Genomic DNA, 22,673 nt, shown 5'->3' on the forward strand with positions numbered 1-22,673 from the left:
GGCTCCGCCCCCAGACCCCCGATCGGCCTGAACGGCCTCGTCCTCAAACGCCGGACGGGCTGATTGATGCCGGCCCGGGCTGGAATGCTTCAGCGGCTCCGCCGCGGGCCCGGTCAGGACCAGCGGCCCGTGCGGCCCAGCAGCAGCGCCACCGCCGCCGTCCCCGCGGTCGAGGTGCGGAGCACGCTGCGCCCCAGCCGGCAGGCCCTCGCCCCGGCCTGAGTGAACAGCTCCAGCTCCTCGGGGGAGACACCCCCTTCGGGCCCCACGACGAGCACGATGTCACCGGACGCGGGGAGCGCGGCGGTCGCCAGGGGCTCGCTCGGGTGGGCCCGGTCCTCGTGCAGCACGACCGCGAGGTCCGCTTTGGCGAGAAGTGCGGCAACCTGCTTGCTCGTCATCGCGTCCGCCACCTGCGGGAAACGCACCCGGCGCGACTGCTTGCCCGCCTCGCGCGCGGTGGCGCGCCATTTGCCGAGTGCCTTGAGGCCCCGCTCGCCCTTCCACTGCGTGATGCAGCGTGCGGCGGACCAGGGGACGATCTCGTCGACACCGGTCTCCGTCATGGTTTCGACGGCGAGTTCACCGCGGTCGCCCTTGGGGAGGGCCTGAACGACGGTGATCCGGGGCGTGGGCTCCGGTTCCTCACGTACCTCGTGGAGGTCCGTGACCACGAGGCGGTCCTTGCCCTCGGCCGCCTTGACGACGCCTTCCGTCCAGTGCCCGTGTCCGTCCGTCAGCACGACGTCCTCGCCCGGCCGCAACCGCTTCACGGACACGGCGTGCCGCCCCTCGGGGCCGTCCAGGACGAAGTCGGGCCCGCCCGGCAGCACGTCCGCCACCTCCGCCACGAACACCGGAGCGGTCATCAGACGCCGCCCCCCGCGGGGTACGCCGACAGCGTCGTCTTCGCGGCGACCAGTTCGTCCGCGAGCGCCTCGACGAGCTGCTGCGCGGGCAGGTCGCGGGCGAGCCGGTGCCCCTGCCCCGCCCACAGCGCCATCCCCTGCGGGTCGCCCGCCTTGGCGGCCGCCTTGCGCAGACCGGAGGTGAGGTGGTGGACCTGGGGGTACGCGGCGGGCGCGTAGGGGCCGTGCTCGCGCATGAAGCGGTTCACCAGACCCCGGGCCGGCCGGCCGGAGAAGGCGCGCGTCAGCTCCGTACGCACGAAGAGGGGGTTGGTCAGCGCCTGCTTGTGCACGGCGTTGGCGCCGGACTCGTGGGTGGCGAGGAAGGCCGTGCCGAGCTGGGCCGCGCAGGCGCCCGCGGCGAGGACGGCGGCGATCTGGCTGCCGCGCATGATGCCGCCCGCCGCGACGATCGGGATCTGTACGGCCTCGCGGATCTGCGCGATCAGGGAGAGCAGTCCGATGCCGGCGCCGGCCGTCTCCGGGTTGTCCCGGTGGGTTCCCTGGTGGCCACCCGCCTCGATGCCCTGGACGATCACCGCGTCGGCGCCCGCCCACTGCACCGCCTGGGCCTCCTCCACGGTGGTGGCGGTGACCAGGGTGATCGTGCCGGCACGGGCGAGGGAGTCCAGGACCTCGCGGGTGGGGCAGCCGAAGTGGAAGGAGACGACCGGCACCGGGTTGTCCAGGAGCACCGCGAGCTTGGCGTCGTAGCCGTCGTCGCGTCCGCTGTCGGGGTCGCCGAGCTCGGTCTCGTACCAGGCGGACTCGCCGGCGAGCTGGCTGGCGTAGACGGAGACGGCGGCCGGGTCGGCGTACTCGGGCTGCGGCATGAAGAGGTTCACGCCGAAGGGCCGGCCGGTGGCCCCGCGCAACTGCTTGATCTCCTGGTACATGCCGTCGGCCGTCTTGTAGCCGGCGGCGAGAAAACCGAGCCCCCCGGCCTCGGACACGGCCGCGGCGAGCTGCGGCACGGAGACGCCGCCGGCCATGGGGGCCTGCACGATCGGGAGGGGGAAGAGATCCGTCAGCGCGGTGGACATGACGGCATGTTGTCACGTCCACAGAGCGGGACCGAATCCGGCCTTCCGTCCGGCATACGCCATCGGAATGGGCGCCCATCAGGGGTGATGGGAAGGCACCCGGGCCGGCGGACACGGCCGTCGGCGCCCGGGTGCCGCACCTGCGTCAGCGACCGTTGAACGCGTCCTTGAGCCGTGAGAACAACCCCTGCTGTCCGGGCTGGAATTGTCCCGTAGGCCGTTCCTCGCCCCGCAGCTTGGCCAGCTCGCGCAGCAGGCGCTCCTGCTCCGGGTCGAGCTTGGACGGGGTCGTGACCTCGACGTGGACGATGAGGTCGCCCCGGCCGCCGCCGCGCAGATGCGTGACGCCGCGGCCGTGCAGCGGGATCGACTGGCCGGACTGGGTGCCCGGGCGGATGTCGACCTCTTCGAGGCCGTCGAGCGTCTCCAGCGGGACCTTGGTGCCCAGTGCTCCCGCGGTCATCGGGATGGTGACCGTGCAGTGCAGGTCGTCGCCGCGCCGCTGGAAGGTCGGGTGCGGCAGCTCGTGGATCTCGACGTAGAGGTCACCGGCGGGCCCGCCACCGGGGCCGACCTCGCCCTCTCCGGCGAGCTGGATCCGTGTGCCGTTGTCGACACCGGCCGGGATCTTGACGGTCAGGGTCCGACGGGACCGTACGCGCCCGTCGCCCGCGCACTCCGGGCACGGGTTCGGCACGACCGTGCCGAAGCCCTGGCACTGCGGGCAGGGGCGGGACGTCATGACCTGGCCGAGGAACGAACGCGTGACCTGCGAGACCTCACCGCGGCCGCGGCACATGTCACACGTCTGAGCCGAGGTGCCCGGAGCGGCGCCCTCGCCGCTGCAGGTGGTGCAGACGACAGCGGTGTCGACCTGGATGTCCTTGGTCGTCCCGAAGGCCGCCTCGTCGAGCTCGACCTCCAGGCGGATCATCGCGTCCTGGCCGCGGCGGGTGCGCGAGCGCGGCCCGCGCTGCGACGCGGTGCCGAAGAACGCGTCCATGATGTCCGAGAAGTTCCCGAACCCGCCGGCGCCGAAGCCGCCAGCGCCTCCGCCGCCCGCCTGGGTCAGCGGGTCGCCGCCGAGGTCGTAGACCTGCTTCTTCTGCGGGTCCGACAACACCTCGTACGCGGCGTTGATCTCCTTGAACCGCTCCTGCGTCTTCGGATCGGGGTTGACGTCCGGATGCAGCTCGCGTGCGAGCCGCCGGAAGGCCTTCTTGATCTCGTCCTGGGACGCGTCGCGGCGCACGCCGAGTACGGCGTAGTAGTCCGTGGCCACTTACGACTCCGCCAGGATCTGTCCGACGTACCGTGCCACCGCTCGTACCGCTCCCATCGTTCCGGGGTAATCCATGCGTGTCGGTCCGACCACGCCGAGTTTTGCTACTGCCTCGCCGCCCGAACCGTAGCCGACGGAGACCACGGACGTGGAGTTGAGTCCCTCATAAGCGTTTTCGTGACCGATGCGTACGGTCATGCCCGAATCCCCTGCCTCACCAAGGAGTTTGAGGAGGACGACATGCTCCTCCAAGGCCTCCAGGACGGGCCGGATCGTGAGGGGAAAGTCATGTCCGAAGCGGGTGAGATTGGCGGTGCCGCCGATCACCAGCCGCTCCTCGGTCTCCTCGACGAGTGTCTCCAGCAGGGTGGAGAGCACCGTCGAGACCGTGCCGCGGTCCTCCGTCTCGAAGGCTTCCGGCAGGTCCTGCACCAGCTGCGGGACATCCGTGAAGCGACGGCCCGTGACCCGGCTGTTGAGCCGCGCCCGCAGGTCCGCGAGAGACGCTTCGCCGAACGGCGCCGGGCAGTCCACCATGCGCTGCTCGACCCGGCCGGTGTCGGTGATCAGCACGAGCATCACACGGGCCGGAGCCAGCGACAGCAGTTCCACGTGCCGCACCGTCGAACGGGTCAGCGACGGGTACTGCACGACGGCGACCTGGCGCGTGAGCTGCGCGAGCAGCCGTACGGTCCGGCCCACGACGTCGTCGAGGTCCACGGCGCCGTCGAGGAAGTTCTGGATGGCCCGTCGCTCGGGCGCGGTCATCGGCTTGACGCCCGCGAGCTTGTCGACGAAGAGGCGGTAGCCCTTGTCCGTGGGGATGCGTCCGGCGCTGGTGTGCGGCTGCGCGATGAAGCCCTCGTCCTCGAGTGCTGCCATGTCGTTGCGCACCGTGGCGGGCGACACCCCGAGGTTGTGCCGCTCGGTGAGCGCCTTGGAGCCCACCGGCTCCTCCGTGCCCACGTAGTCCTGGACGATGGCGCGCAGCACTTCGAGCCTGCGTTCACTGAGCACCGCGCACACCTCCAGCTGGTCTTTCCCGCGTCCTTCGCTTGGCACTCAGTGCGTTCGAGTGCCAGCATCCCCGGCTCAAGTGTACGGCCGGTGGGTACGACCCCGGCAAGGCCGGGCCTGCGATGTCGGCCCGATGCATGATGGTTTGTCCGGACCTGTCGGGAACTAGTCGGTAACCAAGTTCCGCTCTGCGGTGAACCATGCCCTGCTCTGCCGGGAACATAGAGCTAGCGTCGGCGTATGAAGGTGACTTGGGAAGGGCCGCCGCCGTGCTGAGTGTCGCCTGGGAGGCGTCGGGGTGGACGGAGCTGGCGCCGGGGATCGGGCGGCGCCGCCTGCCCGTGTGGGACTGCACGGTCGGGCTCGTCGTGGGCGAGGGCGCCGCGCTCCTGATCGACGCGGGGTCGAGCGTGCGGGAGGGCGCGCTGCTGCGCGGCGAGGCGCGCCGGCTGCTCGGCGGCGGCCGGGTCACCCATCTCGCGCTCACGCACCCCCACTTCGACCATCTCTTCGGGGCGGCGGCGTTCGCGGGCGTCGAGGTGTTCGGGGCGGTGGGACTGGACCGGGTCCTCGTCCGCGACAGCGACGAGCTGCGCGCGGACGCCGTACGCAACGGCGCCGACCCCCGCGAGGCGGCCGAGGCGGCGGACCTCCTCGTCCGTCCGCGGCACCTCGTGACCGGGGAGCGGACCCTCGACCTGGGCGGGGGCCGCCAGGTCCTGCTGGCGAACATCGGCCCCGGCCACACGCCCCACGACCTGGTGGTTCTCGTCCCCGGCACACCCGGCCCCGGCGCATCCGGCGCGGACTCCCCCGAGGTCGTCTTCTGCGGCGACCTGGTCGAGGAGTCCGGCGAACCCCAGGCGGGCCCCGACGCCGTACCGTCCCACTGGCCCACGGCCCTGGACCGGCTGCTCGACCTGGGCGGCGAGGACGCGGTGTACGTTCCGGGGCACGGCGCCGCGGTGAATGCGGCGTTTGTCCGGTCCCAACGGGACGCGCTGGCACGGCGTTTCGGCGTGTCGTAGGGCTCTCGGCACACCCAGCGCGTCCTTTCTCCTATCGTCATGCGAATGCGCCAGTACTCACCGGACCTGACCCCTCCGTGGAAGAAGCCCAAGCCCGCGCCGGAGGTCCCGGCGGAGCCGGGTCTGGTCGTGGAGGAGCCCGGCACCGGCTTCTGCGGCGCCGTGATCCGCTGCGAGGCGGGCACGGTCACTCTGGAGGACCGCTTCGGCAAGCACCGCGTGTTCCCGCTGGAACCCCGGGGCTTCCTCCTGGAGGGCCGGGTGGTGACCCTGGTCAGACCCTCGGCCGCTCCGGTACGTCCCACCCGCACGGCATCCGGCTCGGTGGCCGTCCCCGGCGCCCGCGCCCGGGTCGCCCGCGCCGGCCGCATCTATGTCGAGGGCCGCCACGACGCGGAGCTGGTGGAGAAGGTCTGGGGCGACGACCTGCGCATCGAAGGCGTCGTCGTGGAGTACCTGGAGGGCATCGACGACCTGCCCGCCATCGTCGACGACTTCTCCCCGGGCCCCGACGCCCGCCTCGGCGTCCTCGTCGACCACCTGGTCCCGGGCACGAAGGAGTCCCGCATCGCGGAGTCGGTGACCAGTGAGCACGCGCTGGTGGTGGGCCACCCGTACATCGACATCTGGGAGGCGGTGAAGCCGTCCTCGGTCGGCATCCGGGAGTGGCCGCGTGTCCCTCACGGGCAGGACTGGAAGACGGGTGTGTGCCGGGCACTGGGCTGGCGCGTGGCGAATACCGGGGAGGCCTGGCAGCGGATCCTCGACTCGGTGCGCTCTTACAAGGACCTGGAGCCGGAGTTGCTGGGGCGTGTGGAGGAACTGATCGATTTCGTGACGGCGCCGGCCTGAGCCCGAGGGTTTCCTCACCCCATCCCTGGGGCTCCGCCCCAGACCCCGCTCCTCAAACGCCGGAGGGGCTGATTTTCAGCCCGTCCGGCGTTTGAGGACGAGGCCGTTCAGGCCGATCGGGGGTCTGGGGGCGGACCCCCAGGTACAGGATGGGACGGGTAGGGGCGGCGGGGGCGAAAACCCCAACCACGGCCCCCGCTCAGTCCACCAGGTCCCGCACCACCGCATCCGCCAGCAACCGCCCCCGCAGCGTCAGCACCGCCCGCCCCTCCCCGTACGGACCGGACTCCAGCAGCCCCTCCGACAGCGCCCGGCGCGAAGCCGCGAGGCCTTCCTCGTGCAGCAAGGACAGCGGCACCCCCTCCCGCAACCGCAGTTCCAGCAGGATCCGCTCGACCCTCCGGTCCTCCTCCGCGAGGATCTCGCGCCCGGCCCCCGGAGACCGCCCGGCCGCCAGTGCCGCCGCGTACGCCCCTGGATGCTTGACGTTCCACCAGCGCACCCCGCCCACATGACTGTGCGCGCCCGGCCCCGCGCCCCACCAGTCGGCTCCGCGCCAGTACAGCTCGTTGTGGAGGCAGCGGCCCGCCGCGGACGTGGCCCAGTTCGAGACCTCGTACCAGTCGAAGCCCGCCGCGGACAGGCTCTCCTCCGCGATGAGGTAGCGGTCGGCGTGGACGTCGTCGTCCGTCATCGGGACCTCGCCCCGGCGGATGCGGCGCGCGAGCTGCGTGCCCTCCTCGACGATCAGCGCGTACGCCGACACGTGGTCCGGCGCCGCTCCGATCGCCGCGTCCAGGGAGGCCCGCCAGTCGTCGTCCGACTCGCCGGGCGTGCCGTAGATCAGGTCGAGGTTGACGTGCTCGAAGCCCGCCGAGCGGGCCTCCGCCACGCACGCCTCGGGGCGCCCGGGCGTGTGGGTACGGTCCAGAACCTTCAGTACGTGCCGGCGGGCGCTCTGCATCCCGAAGGAGACCCGGTTGAAGCCGCCGGCCCGCAGGGCGGCCAGATAGGCGGGGTCGACCGACTCCGGGTTCGCCTCGGTCGTGATCTCCGCGTCGTCCGCGAGCCCGAACTCGTCGCGGACCGCCCCCAGCATGCGTACGAGATCGTCGGCGGCCAGCAGCGTGGGCGTACCGCCTCCGACGAAGACCGTCCGCACGGGCCGGGGGTCGTCGCCCAGGACCTTCCGGGCGAGCCGGACCTCGTCGACGAGTGTCGACGCGTAGTTGTCACGGGAGGCGAGCACGCCTCCGCTGCCCCGCAGCTCGGTGGCGGTGTACGTGTTGAAGTCGCAGTAGCCGCAGCGCGTGGCGCAGTACGGCACGTGCAGATAGAACCCGAGGGGGCGCTCGGCCGCGTCGGCCAGGGCCTGCGAGGGCAGTGCCCCGTCGTCGGGGACGGGCTCACCGTCGGGGAGTGCGGAAGGCATGCCTTCCATTGTCCAGCACCTGCGGCACTGCCCGACTACTCCGCCTGCAGCACCAGCAGCGCGAGGTCGTCCTCCGGCGGCCTCGGGCCGAACTCGTGGACCAGGCGCCGTATCCGCTCGGCGATCAGCTCGGCGCTCAGGCCCGCGCAGCCGGCAAGGGCCACCGCGAGGCCGTCGGAGTCGTCGAACTGCAGGGGTCCGCTGCGGCGCTCCGTCACGCCGTCCGTGACGCACAGGAGGCTGTCGCCGGGGCGCAGCTCGAAGGTGTCGCAGGTGTAGGTCGCGTCCTCGAAGACACCGAGGAGGGTCTGCGGCTGGGCCGTCTCGGTCACCTTTCCGCACGGGGCCAGGAGCAGGGGCAGCGGATGTCCGGCGGAGGCGACGGTGCAGTGCACACCGCCGTCGAAGGGGACCAGCTCGCCGTACAGGAGGGAGAGGAAGCGGGTCTGCGGGCCCTCGGTGAGGCCCTGGCCGCCCGCCGCGACCAGCGCGCGGGCAGCCGCGTCCGCGGCTTCGGTGGCGTCGTCGAGGAGCAGCTGGTTGAGGCGGTCGAGGACGTCGGGCACCTCGTAGCCCTCGCGGGCGAGCAGCCGCAGCCAGGGCCGGGCGAGGCCGATGACGACGGCGGCCTCGGGTCCCTTGCCCTGCACGTCGCCGAGCGCGAAGCACCAGCGTCCGTCGCCGGCCGGGAACAGGTCGTAGAAGTCCCCGCTCGGTCCGCCCTTGTCGCACGGCTCGTAGACGAGCGCGCTGCGGACGCCGGGGATCTCGGCGACGGCCCCGGGCAGCAGGCCGCGTTGCAGTACGCGGCTGATGGTGGCCTGGCGCGCGTACTGCCGGGCCGCTCCGATGGCGAGAGCGACGCGGCGGCCGAGGTCCTCGACGAGCCCGGTGATCTCGTCGGGGAAGCGGTCCAGCCCGGCCCGCCCGATGACGAGCGTGCCGAGGGGTCTGCCTCCCGCGATCAGCCGGTACGCGAGTGCCGTCCCGTCGGCTGCGTGCGTACCGAGCGCGTCGGCGGGCCAGGGCACGGGGACGGGCCCGGAGCGTGCCGAGTCGGGCAGTCGGGGCGGGTCCTTCTCCAGGACGAGGCGCAGTTCCTCGATGCGGTTCTCGCTGCCGTGCCAGACGCGCGCGAGCCGCGGACCGCCGACGAGGCCCACGTCGGTGCGGCCAGGGGCCTCGTCCTCCAGCCACACCGCGCACCAGTCGGCGAGCCGCGGCACGAGCAGCTGTCCGGCGAGCGCGGCGACGAGGTCCTCGTCGAGCTGTCCGGCCAGCAGGTCGGAGGCCTCGGCGAGGAAGGAGAGGGCGCCGCGGTTGAGCCACTCCTGGTCGTGCAGGGTGCGCTTGGGGGCGGGGGCGAGGAGCTCGGCGGCCCGCAGCCCGCGCCACAGGGCGTGCTCACCGGCGTACGCCTCGGGTTCCTCCGCACCGTGACCGGCCGCGACCTCGTCGAACGGCAGCCGCGCCCATACGGTCTTGGTGCCGGTGCGGTAGGTGATCCCCCAGGCCTCGGAGAGCGAGGAGACGAGCCGCAGGCCGCGCCCGTATTCGACGGTGTCGTGCGGCCGGTCGGCGCCTTCGTCGCGGACCGAGCGCGCGGGGTGGTGGTCGGCGACCTCGATGACGAGGACGCCGCCCGGGATCTCGGCACCGTCCTCGCAGCCGTGCCCCGTCCCGCTTTCGAGCCGTGTCTCGAGTTCGACGTCGGTGCCGGCGTGCACGACCGCGTTGGTGACGAGTTCACTGGCGACGACCACGGTGTCGTCGGCGAGCCGGTCGGTGATGAACTCGGCGCCGGGCAGGGCGAGTTCGGTCCATTCGGCGAGTGCGGCGCGGACGAACCGGCGGGCCGCGCCCGGGGCGAGAGGGTTGCCCGGGAGTGACGTTCGCGCCAGCGGGCGCGGGTGCCCAGGCGCATCAGGAGCACGGGAGTTTATCTCCCGTTGCGTCGGTATGACCCCCACTGTGCGGCTCCCTGAGCAGTTCGGACGAATACGCCTCGGGCGGCACGGACAGAGTGACAGACTGGCCTCGCCCATAAGCGCCGAGTTACCGAAGTGGGCCCTCATGAGTGATAACAGTGCTACACATATGCTCGAAGACGGACAGATACGGGCATCAGACCTACGTCCTCTGCTCGCGGCCATGACCGCGGTCCGGGACGGTGACTTCAGCAGCAAGGTGCCCGAGTCCGGGCACGGGCTGGTGGCCGAGCTCGGCGCGGTGTTCAACCAGATCCTGGACCGGAGCACGCACTTCAACTCGGAAGTGCAGCGCGTCCGTCGGGAGCTGGTGCGGCACGGCCGGCTGGACGAGCGGCTCTCCGCCAGTCCTGGCCAGGGTCACTGGGTGAACCGGGTCAATGACGTGAACCAGCTGCTCGACGCGCTGGTGGCGCCCGCCGCGAACGCGACGCGCGTCCTGGACGCGGTGGCGGGCGGCGATCTGACCCAGCGGGTCGACCTGCACGACGGCAACCGCCAGCTCCGGGGCGATCTGCGCCGGCTCGGCCGGGCCGTGAACAGGATGGTCGATCAGCTGTCCCTCTTCACGGGCGAGGTGACCCGGGTGGCCCGCGAGGTCGGCACGGAGGGGCGGCTGGGCGGTCGCGCCAAGGTGACGGGGCTCTCCGGGAGTTGGCGGGACGTGACCGAGGCGGTCAACACGATGGCGTCCCGGCTGACCGCCCAGGTACGGGACATCGCGCTGGTGACTACGGCTGTGGCCCGCGGCGACCTGACCCGCACGGTGACCGTCGAGGCGACGGGCGAGCTGCTCGAACTGAAGCTGACCGTGAACACGATGGTGGAGCAGCTCTCCGCCTTCGCGGACGAGGTGACCCGGGTGGCCCGCGAGGTGGGCACGGAGGGCCAGTTGGGCGGGCGGGCGCAGGTGCGGGGCGTGTCCGGGGTCTGGAAGGACCTCACCGACAACGTCAACTTCATGGCGTCGAACCTGACGTCGCAGGTCCGCAACATCGCCCAGGTCACCACCGCCGTGGCCAACGGCGACCTGAGCCAGAAGATCACGGTCGACGCGCAGGGCGAGATCCTCGAACTCAAGTCGACGATCAACACCATGGTGGACCAGCTCTCCGCCTTCGCCGACGAGGTCACCCGGGTCGCCCGCGAAGTCGGCACGGAAGGAAACCTCGGCGGGCGCGCACAGGTGCGGGGCGTGTCCGGGGTCTGGAAGGACCTCACCGACAACGTCAACTTCATGGCGGACAACCTGACATCGCAGGTCCGCAACATCGCTCTGGTGTCGACCGCGGTGGCCCAGGGCGACCTCGGCAAGAAGATCACAGTCGAGGCGAAGGGCGAGATCCTGGAGCTGAAGTCGACGATCAACACGATGGTCGACCAGCTCTCCGCCTTCGCCGACGAAGTGACAAGGGTGGCCCGCGAGGTCGGCACGGAAGGAAACCTCGGCGGGCAGGCACAGGTACGCGGCGTGTCCGGCGTCTGGAAGGACCTGACGGACAACGTCAACTTCATGGCCCTGAACCTGACGTCGCAGGTACGGAACATCGCCCAGGTCACCACCGCCGTCGCGAACGGCGACCTGTCCAAGAAGATCACGGTCGACGCCCGCGGCGAGATCCTGGAACTGAAGGACACCGTCAACACGATGGTGGAGCAGCTGCGCGCCTTCGCCGACGAGGTGACCCGGGTGGCCCGCGAGGTCGGCACCGACGGGCGGCTCGGCGGCCGGGCCCAGGTGCTCGGCGTCTCCGGTGTCTGGCGGGACCTGACCGACAACGTCAACTACATGGCCGACAACCTGACGTCGCAGGTGCGGAACATCGCCCAGGTCGCCACCGCCGTGGCCCAGGGCGACCTCTCCAAGAAGATCGACGTGGACGCGCGCGGCGAGATCCTGGAGCTGAAGACCACCATCAACACGATGGTCGACACGCTGTCCTCGTTCTCCTCCGAGGTGACCCGGGTGGCCCGCGAGGTGGGCTCCGAGGGCCAGCTCGGCGGCCAGGCCAGGGTCGAGGGCGTGTACGGCACATGGAAGCGCCTGACGACGAACGTGAACGAGCTCGCGTCCAACCTCACCACCCAGGTCCGCGCGATCGCCGAGGTGGCGTCCGCGGTGGCCCAGGGCGACATGTCCCGCTCCATCTCGGTGGAGACCCGCGGCGAGGTCGCCGAGCTGAAGGACAACATCAACCTGATGGTGGCCAACCTCCGCGAGACGACCCGCGCGAAGGACTGGCTGGAGTCGAACCTCGCCCGCCTTGCCGCTCTGATGCAGGGCCACCGTGACCTGATGGAGGTCGCCGACCTGATCCTGCGCGAGCTGACCCCGCTGGTGAACGCCCAGTACGGGGCCTTCTTCCTGGCCGACCCGGAGGCGGACGAGACATCGCTGCGCACGGCCGTGCCGACCAAGGGACTGGCCTTCATCGCCGGGTACGGTTCGGCGCAGGGCGCGACCGTCGACACGGGCGGCATGCCGGTGCACGGTCTCGTACGGCAGGCCGCGCGGGAGAAGAAGCGGATCCTCGTCGAGGAGGCCCCGCCGGACTACATCAAGATCAACAGCGGTCTGGGCGAGGCGGCTCCGGCCAGCGTCGTCATCATCCCGATCCTCTTCGAGGACACGCTGCTCGGCGTCATCGAGCTCGCCTCCTTCTCCCGCTTCTCCGATGTCCACCTGGCGTTCTTCGACCAGTTCGTGAACACGATCGGCGTCGCGATCAACACCATCATCGCCAACTCCCGTACGGAGTCGCTGCTCGGCGAGTCCCAGCGGCTGGCCACCCAGCTCCAGGAGCGTTCGGACGAACTCCAGCGTCAGCAGGCCGAGTTGCAGCGCTCGAACGCCGAACTGGAGGAGAAGGCCGCGCTCCTGGCGACGTCGTCGCAGTACAAGTCGGAGTTCCTGGCGAACATGTCGCACGAGCTGCGCACACCGCTGAACTCGCTGCTGATCCTGGCACGGCTGCTCTCCGACAACCCGGACGGGCATCTCTCCGACCAGGAGGTGCAGTTCGCGGCGACGATCCATCGCTCGGGCTCCGATCTGCTCCAGCTGATCAACGACATCCTCGACCTGTCGAAGATCGAGGCCGGAAGGATGGACGTACGGCCGAAGAGGCTGCCGCTGATCAAGCTGCTCGACTACGTCCACGCCACGTTCCGGCCGCTCACACTGGACCGGGGGCTGTCCTTCGAGGTGTCGGTCGGCGAGGACGTACCGCGCGAGATGTACTCGGACGAGCAGCGTCTCCAGCAGATCCTGCGCAACCTGCTGTCCAACGCGATCAAGTTCACCGCGTCCGGCAGCGTGGAGCTGCGCGTCACGCGCGTCAAGGACCCGGACCCCGGCTACCCGCACGACGGCAACGACGACGTGATCGCCTTCTCGGTCGCCGACACCGGTATCGGCATCTCGCCGGAGAAACTCCCGGTGATCTTCGAGGCGTTCCAGCAGGCCGACGGCACCACCAACCGCAAGTACGGCGGCACGGGGCTCGGTCTGTCCATCAGCCGCGAGATCGCCGGACTGCTCGGCGGTCGCATCGTGGCCGAGAGCCAGCCGGGCAAGGGCTCCACGTTCACGCTGTACGTCCCCATCGTCAGCCCCGGGCACGCGGCGACGGGTCCCTCTCCCGAGGAGCGGACGGCGCCCGCGCCCGAGCAGCTGTCCACCGAGCCGTTCACCGGCCACGAAACGGACGACACCTGGCCCACGCCGACCAAGCTGGAGGAGTGGAAGACGGGCCGGGCGGGGCAAGTGCTGCCGGGGCGCCGGGTGCTGATCGTGGACGACGACATCCGCAACGTCTTCGCGCTCACGCACGTACTGGGCCGGGTCGGGATGCCCGTCCTGTACGCGGAGAACGGGCGTGAGGGCATCGAGACCCTGGACCGCAATCCCGACGTCGAACTCGTCCTGATGGACATCATGATGCCGGAGATGGACGGTTACGAGACCATCGCCGTCATCCGCCGCACCCCACGCTGGGCCGGCCTTCCCATCGTCGCCCTCACCGCCAAGGCGATGCCGGGCGACCGCGAGAAGTCCATCGCGCGCGGTGCCAACGACTACGTACCCAAGCCGGTGGACGTCGATCAGCTGCTGACCGTCGTCTGCGCGCTCCTGGACCCGCAGAGCGGCGACGCCGAGGGGGACGCCGCTGAACCGGACCACTCCGCCGAGGCCGTGGTTCCGGGAACGAGCACGTCAGTGGAGCCCGCTCCACCGCCGACGACCGAATGAGGCAGGCACCGATCACCATGAGCATCGAGGAAACGACCGACGACCGCGCCAGCATCCTCCTTGTGGACGACATGGAGGACAACCTGATCGCGCTCGAGGCCGTCCTGGGGTCCCTCAACGAGCCGCTTGTACGCGCCCGTTCGGGCGAAGAGGCGATGAAGGCGCTGCTGCGGCAGCGGTTCGCGGTCGTCCTGCTCGACATCCGCATGCCGGGTATGGACGGATTCGAAACCGCCGCCAACATCAAACGGCTCGACCAGACCAAGGACGTCCCGATCATATTCCTGACGGGCACGGACGCCGACGCGGGCTATGCCTTCCGTGGGTACGCCACCGGCGCCGCCGACTACCTCACCAAGCCGTTCGACCCGTGGGTTCTGCGCGCCAAGGTGACGGTCTTCCTGGACCTCCACCGCAAGAACCAGCAACTGGAGCGGATGCTGGCCCGCGAACAGGAACAGTTCGACGCGCTCGCGTGCCGCCTCAAGGAGATCGAGACCCATATGGCCGCCAGCAGCCTTCAGGACGTACTCGAACTCCGCCACCACGTCCAGCAGATGCAGCAGCTGCTGCTGAAGATGCGCCGGGCGCGGAACGTATAGCCTCCGGCGGTTGAGCAGGGTCGAGGCACGGGCGCCCCGCAGCCGCCCCCGTACGGAAGGGGACGGGGCGGGGGTGTCGGCCCGCAGCGGATGGCGCGTCGACGCGGGTATCTCTACCAGCCGACCGATTCCGCGCCAGACCGAGGACGGCCTCGACCGCCGGAGGCTCGCGCTCACGCCTCGCGGGTGCCCGCGTACATCTCCTCGATCAGGTGCTTGTACTCGCGTTCGACGACCGGGCGCTTCAGCTTCAGGCTGGGCGTCAGTTCGCCGTGTTCGATGTCGAGGTCACGCGGGAGGAGCTTGAACTTCTTGATGGTCTGCCAGCGCTGGAGGCCCTCGTTGAGCTCCTTGACGTAGCCGTCGATGAGCTCGACCGTGGCGGCGTTCGCGACGACCTCGGCGTACGACGTGGCCGGCAGGCCCTTCTCCTTGGCCCAGTCGAGGATCGACGGCTCGTCGAGGGCGATGAGAGCCGTGCAGAAGTTCCGGTCGGCGCCGTGGACGAGGATGTTGGAGACGTACGGGCAGACCGCCTTGAACTGGCCCTCGACCTCGGCCGGCGCGATGTACTTGCCGCCGGACGTTTTGATGAGGTCCTTCTTGCGGTCGGTGATGCGGAGGTAGCCGTCCGGGGACAGCTCGCCGATGTCGCCCGTGTGGAACCAGCCGTCCGATTCCAGGACTTCGGCGGTCTTCTCGGGCAGCCCGTGGTAGCCCTCCATGATGCCGGGACCGCGCAGCAGGATCTCTCCGTCGTCCGCGATGCGCACCTCGGTGCCGGGCAGCGGCTTGCCCACCGTGCCCGTGCGGTACGCCTCACCGGGGTTCACGAAGGAGGCTGCGGACGACTCCGTCAGCCCGTACCCCTCCAGGATGTGCACACCGGCGCCCGCGAAGAAGTAGCCGATCTCCGGCGCGAGAGCCGCGCTTCCCGACACACAGGCACGCAACCGGCCGCCGAAGGCCTCGCGCAGCTTGGTGTACACGAGCGCGTCCGCGACCTTGTGCTTGGCCGCGAGCCCGAAGGGCACGGAGGCCGTACCGGTCCTGCGGAAGCTGTCCTGGCTGGCCTTCGCGTACTCGCGCGAGACTGCCGCGGCCCACTGGAAGATCTTGTACTTGCCCGAGCCACCGGCCCGCGCCTTGGCCGCGACCCCGTTGTAGACCTTCTCGAAGATGCGGGGCACCGCCGCCATGTACGTCGGCTGCACCACCGGCAGATTCTCGATGATCTTGTCCACCCGGCCGTCGACGGCCGTGACATGTCCGACCTCGATCTGCCCGGACGTGAGCACCTTGCCGAAGACGTGCGCGAGCGGCAGCCACAGGTACTGCACGTCCTCGCCGCTGATCAGGCCGGTCGCGGCGATGGCCTTCGCCATGTACGACCAGTTGTCGTGCGGGAGGCGGACGCCCTTGGGGCGGCCCGTGGTGCCCGAGGTGTAGATCAGCGTGGCGAGCTGCTCGGGGGTGATCGCGCCGACCTTCTCCTTGATCAGGTCGGGGTTCTTCTCCAGGTGGGCGGCGCCGCGCTTCTCCAGCTCGGCCAGGGAGAGGATCCAGTCCTCCGAGACGTCCGCGCCGGCGGGGTCGATGACGACCACATGGGTCAGGCCGGGCAGTTCGGCCCGCTTCTCCCGGGCCTTGTCGAGCTGCGCCGCGTCCTCCGCGATCAGCACCCTGCTCTCGGAGTCGGAGAGGATGAAGGCCGACTCCTCGGCGTTCGTCTGCGGGTACACGGTCGTCGTCGCCGCGCCCGCGCACATGATGCCGAGGTCGGCGAGGACCCATTCGACCCGGGTCGAGGAGGCGAGCGCGACGCGCTGCTCCGGCTGGACACCCAGTTCGATCAGGCCGGCCGCTATGGCGAAGACCCGCTCGGAGGCCTGCGCCCAGCTCAGCGACTTCCAGTCGTCGGGGCCCTCGCCCGACGCGGGAGGCACCGGGTATCGGTAGGCCTCGGCGTCCGGTGTGGCCGCCACGCGCTCCAGGAAAAGCGCCGCCACGGACGGCGGACGGTTCTCGATCAGGGTTTGTGTGTCGCTCACGACATCCTCCGGCCCGCGACAGTGTGCGGCTGACTCATTGCTGCGGTTGTTTAACTCGCGAGTAACTAACGAGTGGTGATCAGAGTAGAGCGAGGTTGGCCGGTTCGTAAGGGGCGGCGGGGTGTCACTTCCTACCAATAGTCATACGCAGAGCAACACTACGCACGCGTACGGGCTCGTCGCGCCGCAACGCGACGAGCCCGCAGTCTGCCCGAGTTTCCAGGGGTAACAGTGGCTTTCTTCCGGGAACGGCCCGGCTTATTTCTTGCCCTTGCCGGAGCCCGCGGAGTCGTCGCTGGAGAGCACGGCGATGAACGCCTCTTGCGGAACCTCCACAGAGCCCACCATCTTCATCCGCTTCTTGCCCTCCTTCTGCTTCTCCAGCAGCTTCCGCTTACGGGAGATGTCACCGCCGTAGCACTTGGCGAGGACGTCCTTGCGGATGGCGCGGATGGTCTCGCGGGCGATGACCCGGGAGCCGATGGCCGCCTGGACGGGCACCTCGAAGGCCTGCCGCGGAATGAGCTCGCGCAGCCTGGCGACGAGCCGCACTCCGTACGCGTACGCCTGGTCCTTGTGGGTGATCGCGGAGAACGCGTCGACCTTGTCGCCGTGCAGCAGGATGTCCACCTTGACGAGGCTGGAGGTCTGCTCCCCGGTGGGCTCGTAGTCGAGCGACGCATAGCCGCGGGTCTTGGACTTCAGCTGGTCGAAGAAGTCGAAGACGATCTCGGCGAGCGGCAGCGTGTAGCGGATCTCGACGCGGTCCTCGGAGAGGTAGTCCATGCCGAGGAGGGTGCCGCGACGGCCCTGGCAGAGCTCCATGATCGAGCCGATGAACTCGGAGGGCGCGAGCAGCGTGGCGCGCACGACCGGCTCGTAGACCTCGTCGATCTTGCCCTCGGGGAACTCGCTCGGGTTGGTGACCGTGTGCTCGGTGCCGTCCTCCATCAGGACGCGGTAGACCACGTTCGGCGCGGTGGCGATGAGGTCGAGGCCGAACTCGCGCTCCAGCCGCTCACGGATCACGTCGAGGTGCAGCAGCCCGAGGAAGCCGACGCGGAAGCCGAAGCCGAGGGCGGCGGAGGTCTCCGGCTCGTAGACCAGCGCGGCGTCGTTGAGCTGCAGCTTGTCCAGGGCGTCGCGCAGCTCGGGGTAGTCCGAGCCGTCCAGCGGATAGAGCCCGGAGAAAACCATCGGCTTGGGGTCCTTGTACCCGCCGAGGGCTTCGGTCGCGCCCTTGTGCAGGCTGGTGATCGTGTCACCGACCTTGGACTGGCGGACGTCCTTCACACCGGTGATGAGGTAGCCGACCTCGCCGACAGCGAGCCCGTCGGCGCCGAGCATCTCGGGTGAGTTGGTCCCGATCTCGAGCAGCTCGTGGGTCGCCCCGGTGGACATCATCCGGATCCGCTCGCGCTTGTTGAGCTGACCGTCGATGACACGTACGTAGGTGACGACGCCCCGGTAGGAGTCGTAGACCGAGTCGAAGATCATCGCGCGGGCCGGGGCGTCCTTGACACCGACCGGGGGCGGGACCTCGGCGACGACCTTGTCGAGCAGCGCCTCGACGCCCAGGCCGGTCTTGGCGGAGACGCGCAGGACGTCGTCCGGGTCGCAGCCGACGAGGTTCGCGAGCTCAAGCGCGAACTTCTCGGGCTGGGCCGCCGGGAGGTCGATCTTGTTGAGCACCGGGATGATGGTGAGGTCGTTCTCCATCGCCAGATACAGATTGGCGAGAGTCTGGGCCTCGATGCCCTGGGCGGCGTCGACGAGCAGGATCGTCCCCTCGCACGCGGCGAGCGACCGGGACACCTCATAGGTGAAGTCCACGTGTCCGGGGGTGTCGATCATGTTGAGGATGTGGGTACTGCCCTTGTCCTCGGTGGGGGCCCAGGGCAGCCGGACGGCCTGGGACTTGATCGTGATACCGCGCTCGCGCTCGATGTCCATGCGGTCGAGGTACTGAGCACGCATCTGCCGCTGCTCGACCACCCCGGTCAGCTGGAGCATCCGGTCGGCGAGCGTGGACTTGCCGTGGTCGATGTGCGCGATGATGCAGAAATTGCGGATCAGAGCCGGGTCGGTACGGCTCGGCTCGGGCACATTGTTAGGGGTCGCGGGCACGCAGGGTCCTGTCTCTTGAGGCGCCTGTCGCCTCGGGTCGGATCGATACGTAGGTTCCATGGTCCCACGGGTGGGACCGAGGCCGTTCTCGCCCCGGTCCGGCGGGTGGCCGTCGCCGGGTTTGGGGCGGTCGTGGGGGCACTGGTAGCCTGAACAGCTGTGCCTCATGCCCTCTCTGCAGGAGGCACACCCTCAAGAAATCACCGGTACGGGACCTGTGGGCCCCGTGCCTGAACCTGAAAAGGCTCATTCGTGGCGAACATCAAGTCCCAGATCAAGCGGATCAAGACCAACGAGAAGGCCCGGCTGCGCAACAAGGCCGTCAAGTCTTCGCTGAAGACCGCGATCCGCAAGGCCCGTGAGGCCGCTGCCGCGGGTGACGTCGAGAAGGCCACCGCTGCCGCGCGCGAAGCCGCGCGCAAGCTCGACAAGGCCGCCTCGAAGGGCGTCATCCACAAGAACCAGGCCGCCAACAAGAAGTCGGCGCTTGCTTCCCAGGTCGCTTCCGTCAAGGGCTGAACCTCTGCTGAGCGCGGAGGGCTGCCGCCCGGTCAACGCCGGGTTGTCGCCTGACGCTCACTTGATTTGATCGCCGGAAGGACCCGAGCGGGCCCTCTCTCTTCCGCTCCCGACCGGCACCCCGGGACCCACGCGCGACCTGCGTTCGCCACGCGGGCGTGGGACCCACCAGCTTCACCCCGAAGGCCCCGCCTTCCCGCCCTTCCCCAGGGCGGGGGCCGGGGCCTTCGGCTTTGCCGTTGCCGGAGGCGGGGGCGGGGCAGGGGTGCGGAGGCAGGGAGCAGGGGGGGGCGGGGGTTTCGGCTTTGGTTCGGGATTCTTACCGCGCGTCCCCGCGGAGCGCCCCGCGGGAGCGTGCCGCGCGGGCGATGGTGACGACCGCTTTCTCGAGGGCGTACTCGGGGTCGTCGCCCCCGCCCTTGACCCCCGCGTCGGCGTCGGCCACCGCGCGGAGGGCGACCGCGACGCCGTCCGGGGTCCAGCCCCGCATCTGCTGCCGCACCCGGTCGATCTTCCACGGAGGCATACCGAGCTCACGGGCCAGGTCGGCGGGACGGCCCCCGCGCGCGGAGGAGAGCTTGCCGATGGCCCGCACGCCCTGCGCCAGCGCACTGGTGATCAACACGGGGGCGACACCCGTCGACAACGACCACCGCAGCGCCTCCAGCGCCTCGGCCGCCCGCCCCTCCACGGCCCGGTCGGCCACGGTGAAGCTGGAGGCCTCGGCCCGGCCGGTGTAGTAGCGACCGACCACGGCCTCGTCGATCGTCCCCTCGACATCCGCGACCAGCTGTGTCACGGCGGAAGCCAGCTCCCGCAGATCACTCCCGATCGAGTCGACAAGCGCCTGGCACGCCTCGGACGTGGCCGACCGCCCGAGTCTGCGGAACTCACCCCGCACGAACGCCAGCCGATCCGCCGGCTTCGTCATCTTGGGGCAGGCGACCTCCCGGGCCCCCGCCTTCCGCGCGGCGTCGAGCAGTGCCTTGCCCTTGGCCGCGCCGGCGTGCAGCAACACCAGCGTGATCTCTTCGGCGGGCGCCCCGAGATACGCCTTCACGTCCTTGATCGTGTCGGCCGACAGATCCTGCGCGTTCCGCACGACCACGACCTTCCGCTCGGCGAAGAGCGAGGGACTCGTCAGCTCGGCGAGCGTGCCGGGCTGCAACTGGTCCGGCGTGAGGTCCCGTACATCCGTGTCCGAGTCGGCGGCCCGCGCGGCGGCCACCACCTCCTGCACGGCACGGTCGAGCAGCAGATCCTCCTGGCCCACGGCGATCGTGACGGGAGCGAGTACGTCTGCGGTGTCTGCGGATTCAGTCTTCCTGGCCATCGCGCTCAAGCATCCCACGCACCACTGACAACGGCTCCGGTCTCGGCTCCGGCCCCGCGGCTACGGTTCCCCGTCCACACGACTACGGCTCCTCGCGCCACCCGTCCCACTCGCCCGCGAACTCGTCCAGTTCCCCGGCGTCCAGCCGCCCCGCCTCGTCCCGCAGGACCACCAGCCACTGCGCGTCCTCGGCGTCGTCCTCACCGGCCAGGGCGTCCCGTATGAGCTGGGGCTCCTCGTCGAGTCCGAACCGCTCCCCGAGCACCTCCGCCGCCTCCTCGGCGGCATCGCGGTCGGGCAGCACCAGTACATGTCTCACATCGCTCACGGGGACATTTTCCGGTACGCGAACAGCACGTCAGCTCTTGGGGACGACCTGCACGTCCAGGGCGACCCGGATACTGGGCCCGACCACCGCGATGCCCCGCGCGAGCATCGTCTGCCAGCTCACCGTGAAGTCGTCACGGCGCAGCTCGGTGGTGGCCCGGCACGCCGCGCGCACCTCGCCCTCCATGCCGTTGCCGATCCCGAGGTACTCGGTGTCGAGCGTGACGGTACGCGTCACACCGTGCAGCGACAGCGCCCCGGTGACCGCCCACCGATTGCCGCCCTTGTGCACGAAGCGGTCGCTGTAGAACTCCAGCGTCGGAAACCGGTCGACGTCCAGGAAGTCCGCGGACCGCAAATGGTCGTCCCGCATCTTCACGTTGGTGTCGATGGACGAGGCGTCGATCACCACGTGCATCGCCGTCCGGTCGACCTGCTCGGCAACCCGTATCACCCCCGCGAAGGTGTTGAACCTGCCGTGCACCCGGGCCAGTCCGATGTGCCGCGCGGTGAAAGCGATCGAGGAATGCGTCGGCTCGATCTCCCAGTCCCCCGGCTCCGGCAGCGCGGGCGGCTCGGCGACCTGAAGTGTCAGATCACCGAGCGAGGTCACCGCGCCCTCCCCCACCGCGGCGCTCGCGCGGTACGGCGTATATCCGTCGGCCGACACCGCGAGTCGGTACTCCCCCGCGGGGACCGTCGCCACGAACGACCCGAACGGATCCGCGCCGCCACTGACCACCTTGCGGCCCACCGCGTCACTGATCGCGAACTCTGCATGCGAAACCGGCTGGTTCACCGGATCCAGCACCCTGCAGCTGAGCACCCCGGCGCCGGTCGGCATCGGCACTCCGGCGAGATGACCCGTCCCCTGCATCCGGTTCCTACGGTTTCCCAGCCAGCGGCCCACCATGGACGACACACCTCGCGCGACGTGAAAGAAAATAAGACATGTTGGCGAAGATGCATTCGACCACTGACGCGGCTTTCGGGGCAACACACGACCACATCACGGAAATCCAGCACATGCGCTGGATTACGCGGATGTGACCCGAATCAGCTGCTCTCCTCGCGTTCTTCACCTGGGGAAAACGCTTCCACCATCGGTACGCGATCCAACACGATCCCGAACCTCTCCCGGTACGTCTCCAGCACCTCCTCGTCCGTGGCCAGATCTGACCCCTCTTTCACACCGTCGGCGCCGGTGACTGTGAACTTCCGCCCACTGAGCGTGATGCGCCCGCCGTCCTCGGTGACCCGCGAGCACACCAGCGACCGTGTGAAATGCGACACAGGCGAGGTGGTATGCCACCACACGCCACTCACGAAGTCCCCGAGCACCCGCGGCCGCATCTCCAGCCGGTACTGCGCTCTGCCGTCCCGCACGACGTCCAGGTCCCCCACCCCCGAGGCGTCTCCACGTACACCCGCGGCATCCGCAGCGGCCTCGACCACCCGGAACGTACCGGCCGGATCCACCTGCTCACTCCTTTCCCCGAAGGCCAGCGGAAGGTGGCTGTTCGCCCCGAACCCGACATCGACCAGCCACTCGCCCCCGTCCACCGTCCGCACCCGCAGCGCGAGATGGTCGTACGGGATCCCCAGCCGCTCCCCCTCTCCGTACACCCGCGCCGCGAGCAGCGTGACCTCGAAGCCCAGCTCCGCGAGAAGCGCCCCGAACGCCCCGTTCAGTTCGTAGCAGAAGCCGCCTCTCCGGGCGGCCACCACCTTGTCCAGCAGCCGTTTCTCCTCCAGCACGATCTCTTCGCCCAAGTGGATCGACAGGTTCTCGAACGGCACGGTCCGCAGATGCCGCAGTTGCAGGTCACGGAGGCCTTCGACGGTGGGCCACGCGGGCCGCTCGGCCCCGATCCGGCGGAGATAGGCGTCTGCCTGTACACGGTCCATGGCC

General features: G+C 70.0%; 17 protein-coding genes. 5 read left to right on the forward strand and 12 right to left on the reverse strand.

Annotation, left to right across the window (positions count from 1 at the left end):
• Positions 1-113: 113 nt before the first annotated feature.
• The 4 genes from FGD71_RS22105 to hrcA form a co-directional block, all read right to left on the reverse strand.
• Entirely contained in the window at positions 114-869 is a 756-nt protein-coding gene (locus tag FGD71_RS22105; RefSeq protein ID WP_119102235.1) for a 16S rRNA (uracil(1498)-N(3))-methyltransferase, read from the reverse strand.
• Positions 869-1,951 (reverse strand): nitronate monooxygenase, encoded by a 1,083-nt coding sequence (locus tag FGD71_RS22110; RefSeq protein WP_119102236.1) that lies wholly within the window; start codon positions 1,949-1,951, stop codon positions 869-871. The genes FGD71_RS22105 and FGD71_RS22110 overlap by 1 nt, the downstream gene beginning before the upstream one ends.
• A 145-nt stretch (positions 1,952-2,096) precedes the next feature.
• Positions 2,097-3,233, reverse strand: a complete 1,137-nt coding sequence (dnaJ, locus tag FGD71_RS22115; RefSeq protein ID WP_119102237.1) for a molecular chaperone DnaJ — start codon at positions 3,231-3,233, stop codon at positions 2,097-2,099.
• A complete protein-coding gene (gene hrcA, locus FGD71_RS22120) occupies positions 3,234-4,250 on the reverse strand; it encodes a heat-inducible transcriptional repressor HrcA (protein ID WP_119102238.1) in 1,017 nt (338 codons plus the stop codon).
• A gap of 272 nt (positions 4,251-4,522) precedes the next feature.
• Between hrcA and FGD71_RS22125 the strand changes: the two genes are divergently transcribed.
• Entirely contained in the window at positions 4,523-5,278 is a 756-nt protein-coding gene (locus FGD71_RS22125) for an MBL fold metallo-hydrolase (RefSeq protein ID WP_119102269.1), read from the forward strand.
• Between the two features lie 45 nt (positions 5,279-5,323).
• Positions 5,324-6,130: a DUF3097 domain-containing protein gene (locus FGD71_RS22130; RefSeq protein ID WP_119102239.1), complete on the forward strand. Its 807-nt coding sequence runs from the start codon at positions 5,324-5,326 to the stop codon at positions 6,128-6,130.
• A 199-nt stretch (positions 6,131-6,329) separates the two neighbouring features.
• On the opposite strand, the gene hemW is transcribed toward FGD71_RS22130, so the two are convergent.
• Both hemW and FGD71_RS22140 read right to left on the reverse strand, forming a co-directional pair.
• Positions 6,330-7,562 (reverse strand): radical SAM family heme chaperone HemW, encoded by a 1,233-nt coding sequence (gene hemW / locus FGD71_RS22135; RefSeq protein ID WP_119102270.1) that lies wholly within the window; start codon positions 7,560-7,562, stop codon positions 6,330-6,332.
• Between the two features lie 35 nt (positions 7,563-7,597).
• On the reverse strand, positions 7,598-9,532 hold the full coding sequence (locus FGD71_RS22140) for a SpoIIE family protein phosphatase (RefSeq protein ID WP_119102240.1): 1,935 nt from the start codon (positions 9,530-9,532) through the stop codon (positions 7,598-7,600).
• 181 nt (positions 9,533-9,713) lie between these two features.
• Between FGD71_RS22140 and FGD71_RS22145 the strand changes: the two genes are divergently transcribed.
• Positions 9,714-13,802: a HAMP domain-containing protein gene (locus tag FGD71_RS22145; RefSeq protein WP_420878334.1), complete on the forward strand. Its 4,089-nt coding sequence runs from the start codon at positions 9,714-9,716 to the stop codon at positions 13,800-13,802.
• Positions 13,803-13,819: 17 nt separating this feature from the next.
• A complete protein-coding gene (locus FGD71_RS22150) occupies positions 13,820-14,404 on the forward strand; it encodes a response regulator (protein ID WP_119102271.1) in 585 nt (194 codons plus the stop codon).
• Between the two features lie 173 nt (positions 14,405-14,577).
• Here the strand turns inward: FGD71_RS22150 and FGD71_RS22155 are convergent, their stop codons facing one another.
• Together FGD71_RS22155 and lepA are read right to left on the reverse strand one after the other, a co-directional pair.
• Positions 14,578-16,455, reverse strand: a complete 1,878-nt coding sequence (locus tag FGD71_RS22155) for an AMP-dependent synthetase/ligase (RefSeq protein WP_119102242.1) — start codon at positions 16,453-16,455, stop codon at positions 14,578-14,580.
• 258 nt (positions 16,456-16,713) lie between these two features.
• Positions 16,714-18,582, reverse strand: a complete 1,869-nt coding sequence (gene lepA / locus FGD71_RS22160; protein ID WP_119102243.1) for a translation elongation factor 4 — start codon at positions 18,580-18,582, stop codon at positions 16,714-16,716.
• Between the two features lie 252 nt (positions 18,583-18,834).
• Between lepA and rpsT the strand changes: the two genes are divergently transcribed.
• Complete coding sequence (gene rpsT / locus FGD71_RS22165) at positions 18,835-19,101, forward strand: 30S ribosomal protein S20 (protein WP_119102244.1); 267 nt, start codon at positions 18,835-18,837, stop codon at positions 19,099-19,101.
• 319 nt (positions 19,102-19,420) lie between these two features.
• Here rpsT and holA read toward each other — a convergent pair whose 3' ends face one another.
• From holA to FGD71_RS22185, 4 genes are all read right to left on the reverse strand, one after another.
• Positions 19,421-20,434 (reverse strand): DNA polymerase III subunit delta, encoded by a 1,014-nt coding sequence (gene holA / locus FGD71_RS22170; RefSeq protein ID WP_119102245.1) that lies wholly within the window; start codon positions 20,432-20,434, stop codon positions 19,421-19,423.
• Between the two features lie 82 nt (positions 20,435-20,516).
• The gene (locus FGD71_RS22175; protein WP_119102246.1) at positions 20,517-20,762 is read right to left on the reverse strand and encodes a hypothetical protein; all 246 of its coding nucleotides are present in this window, start codon (positions 20,760-20,762) and stop codon (positions 20,517-20,519) included.
• A gap of 30 nt (positions 20,763-20,792) precedes the next feature.
• Positions 20,793-21,674: a YceI family protein gene (locus FGD71_RS22180; RefSeq protein WP_119102247.1), complete on the reverse strand. Its 882-nt coding sequence runs from the start codon at positions 21,672-21,674 to the stop codon at positions 20,793-20,795.
• A gap of 143 nt (positions 21,675-21,817) precedes the next feature.
• Positions 21,818-22,669, reverse strand: a complete 852-nt coding sequence (locus FGD71_RS22185) for an arylamine N-acetyltransferase family protein (RefSeq protein WP_119102248.1) — start codon at positions 22,667-22,669, stop codon at positions 21,818-21,820.
• Positions 22,670-22,673 lie beyond the last annotated feature (4 nt).

It is taken from the genome of Streptomyces sporangiiformans (assembly GCF_005768555.2).
GTDB classification, from domain to species: domain Bacteria; phylum Actinomycetota; class Actinomycetes; order Streptomycetales; family Streptomycetaceae; genus Streptomyces; species Streptomyces sporangiiformans.